Below are 12,340 nucleotides of genomic sequence, written 5' to 3' on the forward strand. Positions count from 1 at the left end.
AGACGACGTCAGGATTCTTGGCCTTGATCGCTGTCAGGATGGCGTTGAAGTCGGTCGCCTTGTCGTTGGTGTACTGCTGGGCGACGATCTCGACACCCTTGCCCTTGGCACCCTTGATGAATTCCTGGGCGACGCCCTGGCCGTAGGCGGTGCGGTCGTCCACGACCGCAACCTTCTTGGCGTTGAGCTTCTCTGCCGCATAACGGCCGAGCGTGCCGCCCAGCTGGCCGTCGTTGGCGACGACGCGGAAGGCCGACTTGAAGCCCTGCTGGGTGTACTTCGGATTGGTCGCCGACGGCGAGATCTGCGGGATGCCCGCATCGTGATAGATCTTCGACGCCGGGATGGTGGTGCCGGAGTTCAGGTGGCCGATGACGCCGTTGACCTTGGCGTCGACCAGCTTCTGCGCTGCCGCGGTGCCCTGCTTCGGATCGGCGCCGTCATCTTCGGCCAGCAGTTCGAACTTGACCTTCTTGCCGCCGATGGTCACGCCCTTGGCGTTGAGTTCGTCGATCGCCATGCGGGCGCCGTATTCATTGTCCTTGCCGAGGTGGGCAATGGCGCCGGAGATCGGGCCGACGTGGCCGATCCTCACGACCTGTTCCTGTGCCGAAGCTGCGCCTGCGAAAGCAAAGGCGATTGCACCGGCCAACGGAATCATTTTTGGTGTGAACTGCATGGTGTTGCCTCCTAATGTGAACGGGTAATGGTGCTGCAAAGGTCGTCAGGCCGATGAGCGGGCCCGCAGGCGCGGTCCCCCTGGCCGGTATTGTTATGTAAGCGCCACGTCGAACGGACTGCCCGTGAACGCGGGACGCGAGGTGCGACGCGGTGCCGGAAACATGCCGGCTGCGCTGATTTTCAGCCGGTCAAGTGAAAACTGGCGCAAATGTTTGAACACGCTTTGATTTATCGCAATCATGGCCTGCATCACCAGCAGGTCCACATCATTGGGCGTGCGTTCGGTGCCCGCCTTGCCAGGCGCCTTGCGCGTCTGCTGCGTCTGCTGCTCAGCCAGCACGCAGCGGAACACGTCTTCCAGCGTGACCATGCTGGCATCGCAGGTCAGCATCCAGCGCTCGGGGGCACGCGGATCGGGCATCAGCAGGCTGGAACGGGCCAGCCCCGCGCACAGCTTGCCGAGTTCACGCGCCGGGCGGCCGGTCTCTTCTTCAAGCTGGGCAATGCTGACGGAACGGGGAGCGCTCGAAACGAGCTTGGCAAGGATCTCGGTGGTAGCGAAGAAACGGTCGTGCAATGCGCCGTTGCCGAGAATGTAATCTTCTACGGTGGTCATGGTGTCTCCTTTTTGAGGTCATCCCGCCCGCTGCGCTGCCGGTTCGTGGCCGGTTGCGCTTCAGGTGGTTGCTTCGTTGGCATGCTTTGATTGTTTCCTGCTTTTTATGGCCTTCCGTGGTGAAAAGGCGCATGCAACTTGGATGGCAACTTTAGGGAGAAACTGTTCAGAATGCCATTTCGCTATTTGGCGCGACTTGATGCTGGTTGATGCTAAACTAGCGTCAACCAGCGACAATCCACTTTCGCAACAGGAAAATTCTTGGTATCCGGAAACATTTCACACGCCAGCAGCAAGCCGGCGCATCCCGCGCAGCGCGAATTCTGCGAAAACCTGCGCATGCTGTGCAGTTACTACCGCTCGGTCGCCGATGTGTGTCGCAAGCTCAATCTCAACCGCGCCCAGTTCAACCGCTACCTGAACGGCACCAGCAAGCCGTCGAGTCACACGCTGGAGCGCATCTGCGATTTCTTCGGCGTGGAGCCGGCCGAAATCTATCTCCCGCGCGAGCATTTTCACCAGATCGTTCAGGTCCGCCCGAAGCAGCGCACCGAGCGCACCGTCTTCAGCGACCATATCGCGCATCTGCAGCACCAGAGCACTGGCAAGTTCGACAAATACCTCGGCTACTACTACGAGTATTACAAGTCGATGAGCGCGCCGGGCAAGGTGCTGCGCGGGCTGGTGCGCATCTTCCTGCATGACGGCGCGGTCTACCACGAGCGGCTGGAACGCTTTCCTCAGCATGCCAACCTCGACCAGACCTACAAGTGCAAATATGTCGGCGGCACCTTCTACCTGAACGACCGCATTTTCCTGATCGACTACGAGTCGCTGACCGGCAACGAGATCGCGCAGACCATCCTGTTCCCGACCTACAAGAACAAGGTGGCGCGGCTGTCGGGCCTGATGCTGGGCGTCGCCGCCAGCAGCCAGCGCTCGATCGCCTGCGCCCGGGTGGTATTCGAGTTCCTCGGCAAGACCATCGACGTACGCAAGGCCATGCGGCTGTGCGGCCTGTTCGATCCGAACCAGGGAGAAATCGACGCCACCATCCTCAAGGCGATCGACAATTCGCCGCACAAGGACCAGAACCACTTCTACACGATTCCCCTATGAGCGCCACGCCGTCTCCCCTGCCCGATGCGCCGCGCCGCCCGCGCCTCATCGAGCGCGGCATTGAAGCCTACGAGACCACGTTCGCGGCGATGCGCGCCTTCACCGATGCCCGCGGCGCAGATACCCCCGACGAACTGTGGTTGGTCGAGCATCCGCCGGTCTATACCCTGGGCCTCGGCGCAGATCCTTCCCATGTGCTGGATGCGCACGGCATTCCCGTGGTGCAGACCGACCGCGGCGGCGAAGTCACCTTCCATGGCCCCGGCCAGGCCGTTGTCTATCTGCTCATGGATTTGCGGCGCCGGCCCGGCGCCCGGCTGTTCGCCCGCGAGTTCGTGCACAAAATCGAACAGTCGGTCATCGAGACCCTGCAGGCGTATAATCTTTCGGGCGAACGCAAGCCCGGCGCGCCCGGCATCTACATGGCGAACGCGCCATGGAAAGGTGCCAAAATCGCCGCGCTCGGCCTGAAGGTGCGCGGAAACGGCTGCACCTATCACGGCGTCTCGCTGAACGTATCGATGGATCTTGCGCCCTTTTCCTGGATCAACCCCTGCGGCTATGAAGGCCTGGCCACGGTGGACATGAAAACCGCGGGAACCGAAGCGCCGCTGGCCGAGGTCCGCTCGCGGCTCGCCGGCAAGCTGACCGAACTATTGACCGCCTGACCAATGATGTCGCCCCGGCGCCGCCCGCGCCACCTGGCGCCCCACTACCGACAAAGCGATCTGCACGATGACTATTGAAAAAGAAGCCCTCGCCGTTCCGGCCCCTGCATACAATCCTAGCGAGAAGCAGAAAGGCGCAGGCAAGACGGCCCGCATCCCGATCAAGATCATTCCGGCCGAGAAGCTTGCCAAGCCGGACTGGATCCGCGTCAAGGCGGCATCGCCGACCACGCGCTTCTATGAAATCAAGGACATCCTGCGCGCCAACAAGCTGGTGACGGTGTGCGAGGAAGCCAGCTGCCCGAACATCGGCGAGTGTTTCGGCAAGGGCACGGCCACCTTCATGATCATGGGCGACAAGTGCACCCGCCGCTGCCCGTTCTGCGATGTCGGCCACGGCCGCCCCGATCCGCTCGACCCCAACGAGCCGGAGAACCTTGCCAAGACCATCGCCCAGCTCAAGCTCAGCTATGTGGTGATCACGTCGGTCGACCGCGACGACCTGCGCGATGGCGGCGCCGGCCATTTCGCCGATTGCATCCGCCGCGTGCGCGAGCTGTCGCCGATGACCCGCATCGAAGTGCTGACGCCCGATTTCCGCGGCCGCATGGACCGCGCGCTGGAAATCCTGAAGGCCGCGCCGCCGGACGTGATGAACCACAACCTGGAAACCGTGCCGCGCCTTTACAAGGAAGCGCGTCCCGGCTCCGATTATGCGTATTCCTTGAACCTGCTCAAGCGCTTCAAGGAACTTCATCCGGAAACGCCGACCAAGTCCGGCATCATGGTCGGCCTGGGCGAGACCGACGAGGAAATCCTGCAAGTGATGCGCGACCTGCGCGCGCACAATGTCGACATGCTCACCATCGGCCAGTACCTGATGCCTTCGGGCGACCATCTGCCGGTTCGCCGCTATGTGCATCCCGACACTTTCAAGATGTTCGAGGAAGAAGCCTACAAGATGGGCTTCGTTCACGCCGCCGTCGGCGCCATGGTGCGCAGCTCCTATCATGCCGACCAGCAGGCGCACGGCGCAGGCGTGGTCTGATCCATCCCGTCCCGCTCGCCTCCTCGCACTTCGCCTCACACTCCCTCCAATGCAAGCCGGCGCTTCCCGCCGGCTTGCCGCTGTCGCCAAAGCGCCACGCCTTTGTCCTCCGTCCAGTGCCGCTTTGAGCGGAATTAAGAAGAACCTGCAGTGAATCGTCGAGAATGCCGTTAGCATGCGAAAAGCGCGGGCCGGCATGGCCGCGCCCATTTGATTATCGGCTTTCCTTGCAGCTTTGCTCGCAGCGCGCCCTGGAATAAACGCTTACAAATCCTCATGAACTTCTCCTTGATGCATCGGCCCTATCGAACACCATGATTGACTGGAATGAAATTACTCGATTCGGCGATGTCACCATCACCTCGTTCGCCGCGCTGGCGATTGCGGCGTGGCTGCTCGCCGAAAATGAAAACAAGCTCGCCCTGTGCTGGAGCCTGCTGTTCGCCGTAGGCATGGCGGTTGTCATTGCCACCAAGATGGCTTTCATCGGCTGGGGCATCGGCATACGTTCCATCGACTTCACCGGCTTCAGCGGCCATGCGATGCGCGCGACCGCGGTGCTGCCGGTGCTCTTCTACCTGATGCTGGAAAAAGCGCCGCGTCCCCTGCGCGCATTCGGCGCGATCTTCGGACTGGGCTTCGGCGCCGTGGTCGGGATTTCACGCATCGCCGTGCATGCGCATTCCGCATCGGAAGTGATTGCGGGCTGCCTGCTGGGCGCGGCGGTCAGCATCAGTTTCATCTGGGTGGCGGGCACGACGCTGCGCAGGCAGGTATTCAATCCGGTGCGCATAGTGCTGAGCGCGGCGGCCCTGCTGACCGCGCCGTATGTGCATCCCGCTCCGACCCAGCAATGGCTGACCTCGCTGACGCTTTACTTCAGCGGCCATGACGAACCTTTTCCGCGCAAGGAATGGCAGCAGCTCAAGCCCAGGCTCAGCACCGCTTCATCTGCGCACGAAGAGAAGGTGGAAGAGTAGCGGCGTCGTGAAACTGAGCCCCAACAAAAAAGCGCCCGCGGGCGCTTTTTTGTTGGCAAGTCTTTATTGGCGAGTCATGCGGCCTCTCGGTCGCTGCCGGCGATCAGGCGGCCAGTGCCTTTTCCAGCAGTTGGTGCAGGGCCGCGAAATCGGGCTCGCCCACGTAGCGCTTGATGATGTTGCCCTTCTTGTCGATCACATAGGTGGTCGGCGTCAGCTTGACGTCATCGAATGATTTCGCCACGTCGCCCTTGGTGTCGAGCGCCACATGAAACGGCAGATTGCGCGTCTGCGCATAATTGAGCACATAGTTGGGCGGATCGTAGCTCATTGCCACCGCCACGAAGTCCAGCCCCTTGTCCTTGTATTTCTGGTAGGTCTGCACCATTTGCGGCATTTCCTTGACGCAGGTGGTGCAGCTGGTGGCCCAGAAATTCACCATGACCACCTTGCCGCGCAGGCTTTGCATGGATACCTGCTGGCCAGTGATGGCATTGAAGGTCACTTCCGGTGCGGCCTTCTGGCTGGACAGGGAAAGATAGCCGATCGTGGCGAGGACCGCGATCACCAATGTGCCCAGGATCTTGATCCAGGTGCGGTTGCGGGGTGGGTTGGAGTGTGCGGCGTCCATGGCGGTGTCGACTGTGCGTTGAAAACAGGATGATTATAGTCTCATGCATTCCCGGCCGTTCGCGGCTGGGTCGACAGGCGGCAGGCATCAGGGACGGATATAAACGTAGCCTTCCTTCGCCTGCAGGCGTGCCAGTTCGACTACACCCGCCGTGATGATTTTTGCCTGCGGCAACAATTGCGATACCGGCACGTTATGCGCGGTCAGCGTATTGCCGCAGACGCGAAATTCCACGCCCCGCTCGGCCAGCGCCTTCACCTGGGCATCGAAAAGCTTGCCACTGCGTTCCTTCGCATCGGCAAGCAGGAAGCGGATGCCGTCGCCATTGGCGACCACGACAATCCTGGTATCGGGTTCGGCGCGCAGGTGATTGCGGATGTTGCCCATTGCGCGCGCCGCCTGGTCGAGGCCGTCAGCCAGGTGATAGACCACCCTGACCTCTTCGGCGGCGTGCGCCGGCATGGCGGCAAGCAGGATTGCCGGCGCAAGGCCGGCGAAAGTTTTGAGTACGGTACGTCGCTTCATGATGGGTCTGGGTCGGACGGAAATCGGCGGAAATCGGATGGGGCGCATGGCGGATCACATGACCTGGCAGATGATAATCCGGTTTGCCAATGTGCGCCGGCGACCCATGTACGGAACTCAGATCTGATTGCGGCGAACCGGCACCAGGCCCATCGGCGCGGCCGGAGTGAATGCGAAGACGACTGCGACCAGTATGCCGGGAACCAGCTTGCGCACGACATTGTATTGCCGGGTGCTGTCGTTGTAGGCGTCCCGCAGGAAACCGATCTGCGTGTTCAGCGCCCCGACCTGGTCGACCAGGCCCGCCAGCGGTGCATTCACGGCAAGCTCTCCCTTGCTCCTGCAGGCGGTGAACAGCCTGGCCAGCGCGAGATCGAGCTCGCCTTCCGATGCGGCCACGCGCTGCACTGCATCCCGGTTGAAGGGGGAGAGGGCGGGAAGTACCAGCGCCTCCTGCGCCCGGTTGCGCGCCTCGATGACCGCTTCCAGCAATTCGCGCTCGTCGTCGAGACAGGCGCGCGCGGTTTCCACCAGAACCGGCACCTTTTCATGCCGCTGCTTCAAGGGAGTTTCCAGCTTGGCGAAGGCCTGCCTGACCTGCCGCTGAAGCAGGAGCAGGCGCTTGTAGGCGCCGACAGCCCAGGACAGGATGAAGAGCGCCAGGAGTATGCCAACAATGATGCTTTCCATGTCAGTCCAAAAAATGAAAAAGGCCGCAGACCGATTGGATCTGCGGCCCGACGCGGCAATTGCCGGAAACCTGCATTGCCTTGCTTAGATTTTACTTGCTGCCCTGCGTGTCCGAAGCCTTCGTCAGCCGACGGTAATCTTCTTCGGAGATGTACTCGAACACCTTGACGACCTTCTGCACGCCACTGATGTTGCTCGCCACTTCGGCGGCCAGATGGCCTTCGCGCTGCGTGACGCGGCCCATCAGGTAGACGATGCCGCGTTCGGTCACCACCTTGATGGAATTGGCATACAGGTCACGGGTATCGACAAAGGCGGCCTTGACGCGGCCGGTCAGCAGCGAATCGTTGGAGCGTGACGTGAAGCTCGATACGCCGGCGATTTCCAGGTCGTTGACGACCGACTGCACCCCTTCGATGGCGGCGACTTCGCGCTCGACGGCAGCCTTCATTGCTTCGTCGCGCACTTCGCCGGTCAGCAGTACCTTGCGGTTGAAGCTGGCCACATTGACATGCCCCGCGCCGCCGACCAGGCTCGCCACGCGTCCTTCTCCCTTGAACACGATGGCCTTGTCCTCGGTCTGCGCGCCGAATGTACGGCGATCGGTTGCCGCGAGCGTGCCGACCACGGCGCTGCCGACAGCCATTTCTACGCAGCCCTGCAAGCTGGCTGCCACGGTGCCGCACAATACGAGCGCGGCAAGCGGACGTGTGAAGCGCGTCCAGTTATTCATCCGGTTCCTCCCCAAATAAAGCGACGTCGATGCCGTCGCACAAACAATGAATCGTCAATAAATGCACTTCCTGGATGCGCGCGGTACGGTCATGCGGCACGCAGATATGCACGTCGGCATCGGTCAGCAGCCTGCCGATGGCGCCGCCGCCCTTGCCGGTCAGGGCCACGATGCGCATGTCGCGCTCCAGCGCCGCTTCCACCGCCGCCAGCACATTCGCCGAATTGCCGGAAGTCGACAGCGCCAGCAGGATGTCGCCGGCCTGGCCGAAGGCCTGCACCTGCTTGCTGAAAATGTCATTGAAGCTGTAGTCGTTGCCGACCGCCGTCATGATCGAGGTATCGGTCGTCAGCGCCAGGGCCGGCAGCGGCAGGCGTTCGCGCTCGAAGCGGCCGACCAGCTCGGCGGCGAAATGCTGGCAGTCCGCCGCCGAGCCCCCATTCCCGCAGGCAAGTATCTTGTTGCCATTAGACAAGGCGGAGAACATGAGTTCCACCGCTTCGGCAATCGGTTGCGAAAGCGCGGCGGCAGCGCGCTGCTTGAGTTCGGCACTTTCCTGGAAGTGCGCTTGGATGCGTTGGTTTGTCATGATGCAGGGGATTATAGTGCAGGGAGGAAGCGCAGTCCCGCCCGCGTTGCCTGCGGAAAGTACGGATGTGCCGGCCTCATGCCAGGATGGCACGACAGTGGAAAGGCGGATCAGGCCTCGATGGCGTTGCGCATCCAGTTCAGCCGCTCGCCATCGATGGCAATGATATCGAAACGGCATGGCGGCACGGTGCGCAGGGTTTGAAGATATACCTGTGCCGCGATCATCAGCCGGGCCTGTTTCCGTGGTCCGATACTGGCCGCGGCGTCGCCGAAGCGGCTGGGCGCGCGCTTTCTGACTTCCACGAATACGACAACCGATTTCTCCCGCATGATGAGATCGATCTCTCCGCCCTTGCAACGGAAATTGCGCTGCAGCAGCGACAGGCCTTGTTGCTCGAGATAGGCCAGCGCCCGGTCTTCGCCGGCATCTCCCGTCAGCTGCCTTGCGGTTCGGGCTGTGGCATGTCTGAACAGCGGCATCAGCGTTGCGCCTCTAGCGGGATGACGCCGCCGTCGCGATACACCGCTCGCTCGGTGCTGCGCTGAAACCGGCCCTGCCGCGTATCGATCTGCACCGCCAGCCGGCCGGTCACGCCGTCCAGTTCAAATTCGCCTTGCTGCGCTGCGACTTCCCGCGCGACACGGTAAGCATCAATACCGAGCGCGTACAAGCGCTCCATGTCCGCGCTGGGCGGCGGCTCCGCAGGATTTGCCGGCCGGGCATAGGCGGCAACCATCGCGTGCCCGGGGTCGAGCTGCCAGGGAATTTCGAGCAGGCGCACGCCATCCATGTCGGTCATGCGCTCCGCGCTGCCGCGACCGGCGAGCGTCACCGGGTTGAGCTGCGAGGTGCCGTACAACGGATGCCGGGGACCGAGAACGGCGCGGACCTGACGCGCCTGCTGCGCATCCAGTGCGGCGAAAATGACGGTGGACTCTTCGGCAAGTTCTTTTTTCAGCTGCAGCAAGACACGTCCGTTCAGGAGGCTGTCGGCGGCGGCAAGCTCGACTACCCGCAGCTCGCGTCGCTGCTTACTCCATTGCAGCTCGAAAGCCTTGGCTGCGCGCCGCTGCCATGCGGCGCCGGCGTGCAGCACTACAGCTTTCCTGCTGGCATTGTCGTGGCTGGCCCAATCGGCAACCTGGCGCGCTTCGTCTTCGATAGCCAAGCCTATTACCAGCATCTGCGCCGGCATCGCAAGCGAGGTGTCGGGCAACACCTCGGGAGCCGTCAGCGCGATCGTTGGCTTGGCGATGCCACCGGCTTGCGCGACGGCTGCGACGGCGCTGCGCGACAGCGGCCCGATGACAAGATCGGCCTGTTCCGCGGCGATCCGGTAGCGCTCGGCGATGTCCTGTGCCGCGTCGCCGCTGTCGACCAGGTGAATTTCCACGCCATCCGGTTCGCGCTCGTGTGCGGCGTGCACGCCGGCACCGACCGCTTCGGCGGCCTGGCGAAACGATTCTGAGGAGATCGGCAGGAACAGCGCGATCCGCAATGACCTGGGCTGCGGAATGGACGGCGGGTCGCGGGATATCGACAGGTCCGTCTGAGCAAGCTGCACGGCAGGCATCTGCCGAGGATGCAATTGATGGGATCGATAATTGACGCCGCCGGACGCGGCGGTTGTGTTTGCCGACAGGGGAAGGCAAAATCCACCCAGCACCCATGCCAGCACGCCCACTCTTGCCCAACGGCTCAACATCCTTCCCCCATGACGTCTACCCTGCCCAATTCGCCGCCTTTCCCGTTCATCATGCAGGAGGTGTCGCAGCAAGTTTATCCTTTGTCTACATTATATGTGGTGGCCACGCCCATCGGAAACACGGGCGACATCACGTTGCGCGCTCTCAATGTGCTGTCGATCGCCGATGCCGTGGCCTGCGAGGACACCCGCAATACCGCCCAGCTTCTGAGCCGCTACGGCTTGTCCAAGGACCTGATTGCCGCGCATGAGCACAATGAGCGCGAGGCAGCCGCCAAGCTGGTGTCGCGCCTGCAGGCCGGGCAGCGCATAGCGCTGGTGTCGGATGCGGGCACGCCTGCGGTTTCCGATCCCGGCGCGCGCATCGTCGACGCGGTGCGCGCGGCGGGATTGCGGGTCATGCCGCTGCCCGGCGCGTCGGCAGCGGTCACCGCGCTGTCGGCAAGCGGCCTGCTGCAGGAGCGCTTCTTTTTCGTCGGCTTCCTGCCCGTAAAGGCAAGGCAGCGCGAACAGTCGCTGCAGGAACTGATGGCGGTGACGGCGACGCTCGTGTTCTATGAAGCGCCGCACCGGATCGTGGAAACGGCCGCTGCCCTTGCAAAGGCGTTCGGGCCGGACCGCCAGGTCGTGTTTGCTCGCGAATTGACGAAGTTGTTCGAGGAAATACACCGCTGCCCGCTGCGGGAAGCGAGTGCCTGGGTCGCGGCGGACCCGAACCGGGAAAAAGGCGAATACGTATTGCTGGTCGAAGGTGCTTCGGCGGCGGCCTCGGCCGATGATGCCGACGCCGATCGCATTCTATCGATCCTGCTTGGGGAGCTGCCGGTGAAGCAGGCCGCCGCCATGGCGGCGCAGATCACCGGCAAGAAGAAAAATGCCCTATATGAACGCGCTCTGCAATTGAAGCAGGATGCATGACGGGGCTGCCTGTGCCGGGCGTCTGCACCGGCACAGGCAGCCAATCAACGCTGCACGATCATGGCCTTGACGCCCGCGCCTTCCTGGAGCTGCGCGGCCGCCGCGGCGGCTTCCGACCGGCTTGCAAACGGACCACCGTAGAGGCGATGGATATTGCCGTTGGCGACGACTTCCATCGGTACCCCGGCGATGCTGCCTTGCGTCAGCCGCATGCGTACCGCTTCCGCGTTGGAAGCCTGGGAATAGGCGCCGAGCTGCAGGTAATAGCCGGAGGTGCCGGGACTGCTGCCGGGCGTGCCGGCGGTGCGGCTGGAGACGCTTGCCGAACCTGTCGTACCCGTCGTACTAGGTACAGCCGCCGGTACCGGGCTAATGGCCGCCGGGCTGGCGGCCGCAACCGGTGCATCGGGCAAGGTGAAGGTGGAGATATTGTCCGGCACCAGCACGGGCCGCGCTTCCGTCGCCGCGCTTACTGAGCCTGCCGGACTTGCCATGCCTGCCGTCTCCTGTGACGCCGGAATGCTGCTCGCCTGCGGGGAGGGGTTGTTTCTCGCGGCCGCCATCCTGAGTATTTCTTCGGGCAGCAGTCGCTCCACTTCAAGCTCGCTGCTGCCGCTGCTCAGATAACCGAGCTTCAATGCGGCCGTGTACGAAAGATCAATGATGCGGTTCGAATGGAATGGCCCCCGGTCGTTGACGCGCACGATCACCTGCCTGCCGTTCGAGACGTTGGTGACCCGCACATAGGAAGGGATCGGCAGGGTGGGATGCGCCGCCGTCATCTTGTACATGTCGTATGGCTCGCCGGACGAGGTTTTCTGCCCGTGAAACTTCTTGCCATACCAGCTGCCGATGCCGCGCTGCTTGAACGGCCTCTCATCCGAGATCGGCACATACGTCTTGCCGAAGACGACATACGGACGCAGATTGCGCGGGTAATATGCCTCGACTTTCGGCTCGGCATCCGGCGTGTCGAGCAAGCCTTCCGGCGGCGAGTCGCCGGGGCCGTCGTCCTTGTAGTAGCCGCCCCGGCCCGAGCCGGCGGGCGGCAAGGCAGGCAATGGAGCATTGCGGCGGGCGGCAGCCTGAGGCCTGGCGCCGGCGTCAGCCACCTGCGGAGTGCTGTCGGACATGTTGAGGGGCGTGCTGCTGCATCCGATGAGCAGCAGCGGCGGCACGCAGCCGGCAATCAATTGGACTAATCGTCGGTAACATGGATGCGGCGTTCGCGGTTCCATCGCTTTCTCCCTGAAGCTTTTTATTGAAGAGATGCGAAGACCGGGGCCAGCAGGTGGAGCGCTTTAATGTGCAGGTATGCAGATGCGCAGGGACTGGCGTTGCGGAAGCGGCGGTCTGTCGCGGCGGCGGTGACTTTTCTTCTTGTCACTGCAATTCGGCAACAGTTTGCCTTGGCAATGCCTTTGCCGCAAGAGC

At 62.7% G+C, this 12,340-nt stretch carries 15 protein-coding genes; 5 read left to right on the plus strand and 10 right to left on the minus strand.

Annotated elements, in window-relative coordinates; genetic code table 11:
- Together RY831_RS06285 and RY831_RS06290 are read right to left on the minus strand one after the other, a co-directional pair.
- A partial coding sequence (locus RY831_RS06285; protein ID WP_326505471.1) for a branched-chain amino acid ABC transporter substrate-binding protein occupies positions 1 to 679 on the minus strand: 679 nt, incomplete at its 3' end.
- Between the two features lie 93 nt (positions 680 to 772).
- Complete coding sequence (locus RY831_RS06290; protein WP_326505472.1) at positions 773 to 1,297, minus strand: hypothetical protein; 525 nt, start codon at positions 1,295 to 1,297, stop codon at positions 773 to 775.
- A gap of 261 nt (positions 1,298 to 1,558) precedes the next feature.
- Between RY831_RS06290 and RY831_RS06295 the strand changes: the two genes are divergently transcribed.
- From RY831_RS06295 to RY831_RS06310, 4 genes are all read left to right on the plus strand, one after another.
- Positions 1,559 to 2,416: a helix-turn-helix domain-containing protein gene (locus RY831_RS06295; protein ID WP_326505473.1), complete on the plus strand. Its 858-nt coding sequence runs from the start codon at positions 1,559 to 1,561 to the stop codon at positions 2,414 to 2,416.
- A complete protein-coding gene (gene lipB, locus RY831_RS06300) occupies positions 2,413 to 3,084 on the plus strand; it encodes a lipoyl(octanoyl) transferase LipB (RefSeq protein ID WP_326505474.1) in 672 nt (223 codons plus the stop codon). Before RY831_RS06295 ends, lipB begins: the two co-directional genes overlap by 4 nt.
- Positions 3,085 to 3,151: 67 nt before the next feature.
- Entirely contained in the window at positions 3,152 to 4,132 is a 981-nt protein-coding gene (gene lipA / locus RY831_RS06305) for a lipoyl synthase (RefSeq protein WP_326505475.1), read from the plus strand.
- Between the two features lie 314 nt (positions 4,133 to 4,446).
- Complete coding sequence (locus RY831_RS06310; protein WP_326505476.1) at positions 4,447 to 5,112, plus strand: phosphatase PAP2 family protein; 666 nt, start codon at positions 4,447 to 4,449, stop codon at positions 5,110 to 5,112.
- 103 nt (positions 5,113 to 5,215) lie between these two features.
- Here the strand turns inward: RY831_RS06310 and RY831_RS06315 are convergent, their stop codons facing one another.
- From RY831_RS06315 to RY831_RS06345, 7 genes are all read right to left on the minus strand, one after another.
- Positions 5,216 to 5,743 carry a peroxiredoxin family protein gene (locus RY831_RS06315; protein ID WP_326505477.1) on the minus strand — a complete coding sequence of 176 codons (528 nt, stop codon included), beginning with the start codon at positions 5,741 to 5,743 and terminating at the stop codon, positions 5,216 to 5,218.
- Positions 5,744 to 5,830: 87 nt separating this feature from the next.
- Positions 5,831 to 6,268, minus strand: a complete 438-nt coding sequence (locus RY831_RS06320) for a DsrE family protein (protein ID WP_437126228.1) — start codon at positions 6,266 to 6,268, stop codon at positions 5,831 to 5,833.
- Positions 6,269 to 6,385: 117 nt separating this feature from the next.
- Entirely contained in the window at positions 6,386 to 6,958 is a 573-nt protein-coding gene (locus RY831_RS06325; protein WP_326505478.1) for a LemA family protein, read from the minus strand.
- A 91-nt stretch (positions 6,959 to 7,049) separates the two neighbouring features.
- A complete protein-coding gene (locus RY831_RS06330) occupies positions 7,050 to 7,691 on the minus strand; it encodes a BON domain-containing protein (protein WP_326505479.1) in 642 nt (213 codons plus the stop codon).
- Positions 7,684 to 8,280, minus strand: coding sequence for a phosphoheptose isomerase (locus RY831_RS06335; RefSeq protein ID WP_326505480.1), 597 nt, complete (start codon positions 8,278 to 8,280; stop codon positions 7,684 to 7,686). The genes RY831_RS06330 and RY831_RS06335 overlap by 8 nt, the downstream gene beginning before the upstream one ends.
- A 110-nt stretch (positions 8,281 to 8,390) precedes the next feature.
- Positions 8,391 to 8,762: a YraN family protein gene (locus RY831_RS06340; protein WP_326505481.1), complete on the minus strand. Its 372-nt coding sequence runs from the start codon at positions 8,760 to 8,762 to the stop codon at positions 8,391 to 8,393.
- Positions 8,762 to 9,988 carry a penicillin-binding protein activator gene (locus RY831_RS06345; protein ID WP_326505482.1) on the minus strand — a complete coding sequence of 409 codons (1,227 nt, stop codon included), beginning with the start codon at positions 9,986 to 9,988 and terminating at the stop codon, positions 8,762 to 8,764. The genes RY831_RS06340 and RY831_RS06345 overlap by 1 nt, the downstream gene beginning before the upstream one ends.
- Positions 9,989 to 9,997: 9 nt before the next feature.
- Between RY831_RS06345 and rsmI the strand changes: the two genes are divergently transcribed.
- On the plus strand, positions 9,998 to 10,906 hold the full coding sequence (rsmI, locus tag RY831_RS06350; RefSeq protein WP_326505483.1) for a 16S rRNA (cytidine(1402)-2'-O)-methyltransferase: 909 nt from the start codon (positions 9,998 to 10,000) through the stop codon (positions 10,904 to 10,906).
- A 44-nt stretch (positions 10,907 to 10,950) separates the two neighbouring features.
- Here rsmI and RY831_RS06355 read toward each other — a convergent pair whose 3' ends face one another.
- Positions 10,951 to 12,144: a septal ring lytic transglycosylase RlpA family protein gene (locus RY831_RS06355; RefSeq protein ID WP_326505484.1), complete on the minus strand. Its 1,194-nt coding sequence runs from the start codon at positions 12,142 to 12,144 to the stop codon at positions 10,951 to 10,953.
- Positions 12,145 to 12,340 lie beyond the last annotated feature (196 nt).

This window comes from Noviherbaspirillum album, assembly GCF_035916955.1.
Classification (GTDB): domain Bacteria; phylum Pseudomonadota; class Gammaproteobacteria; order Burkholderiales; family Burkholderiaceae_D; genus Noviherbaspirillum; species Noviherbaspirillum album.

What these genes read in the sequence shown, in the direction of transcription:
- RY831_RS06290 (WP_326505472.1), bottom strand. Translation starts at nt 1,297, where the DNA reads ATGACCACCGTAGAAGATTACATTCTCGGCAACGGCGCATTGCACGAC.
- lipB (WP_326505474.1), top strand. Translation starts at nt 2,413, where the DNA reads ATGAGCGCCACGCCGTCTCCCCTGCCCGATGCGCCGCGCCGCCCGCGC.
- lipA (WP_326505475.1), top strand. Translation starts at nt 3,152, where the DNA reads ATGACTATTGAAAAAGAAGCCCTCGCCGTTCCGGCCCCTGCATACAAT.
- RY831_RS06310 (WP_326505476.1), top strand. Translation starts at nt 4,447, where the DNA reads ATGATTGACTGGAATGAAATTACTCGATTCGGCGATGTCACCATCACC.
- RY831_RS06315 (WP_326505477.1), bottom strand. Translation starts at nt 5,743, where the DNA reads ATGGACGCCGCACACTCCAACCCACCCCGCAACCGCACCTGGATCAAG.
- RY831_RS06320 (WP_437126228.1), bottom strand. Translation starts at nt 6,268, where the DNA reads ATGAAGCGACGTACCGTACTCAAAACTTTCGCCGGCCTTGCGCCGGCA.
- RY831_RS06325 (WP_326505478.1), bottom strand. Translation starts at nt 6,958, where the DNA reads ATGGAAAGCATCATTGTTGGCATACTCCTGGCGCTCTTCATCCTGTCC.
- RY831_RS06330 (WP_326505479.1), bottom strand. Translation starts at nt 7,691, where the DNA reads ATGAATAACTGGACGCGCTTCACACGTCCGCTTGCCGCGCTCGTATTG.
- RY831_RS06335 (WP_326505480.1), bottom strand. Translation starts at nt 8,280, where the DNA reads ATGACAAACCAACGCATCCAAGCGCACTTCCAGGAAAGTGCCGAACTC.
- RY831_RS06340 (WP_326505481.1), bottom strand. Translation starts at nt 8,762, where the DNA reads ATGCCGCTGTTCAGACATGCCACAGCCCGAACCGCAAGGCAGCTGACG.
- RY831_RS06345 (WP_326505482.1), bottom strand. Translation starts at nt 9,988, where the DNA reads ATGTTGAGCCGTTGGGCAAGAGTGGGCGTGCTGGCATGGGTGCTGGGT.
- rsmI (WP_326505483.1), top strand. Translation starts at nt 9,998, where the DNA reads ATGACGTCTACCCTGCCCAATTCGCCGCCTTTCCCGTTCATCATGCAG.
- RY831_RS06355 (WP_326505484.1), bottom strand. Translation starts at nt 12,144, where the DNA reads ATGGAACCGCGAACGCCGCATCCATGTTACCGACGATTAGTCCAATTG.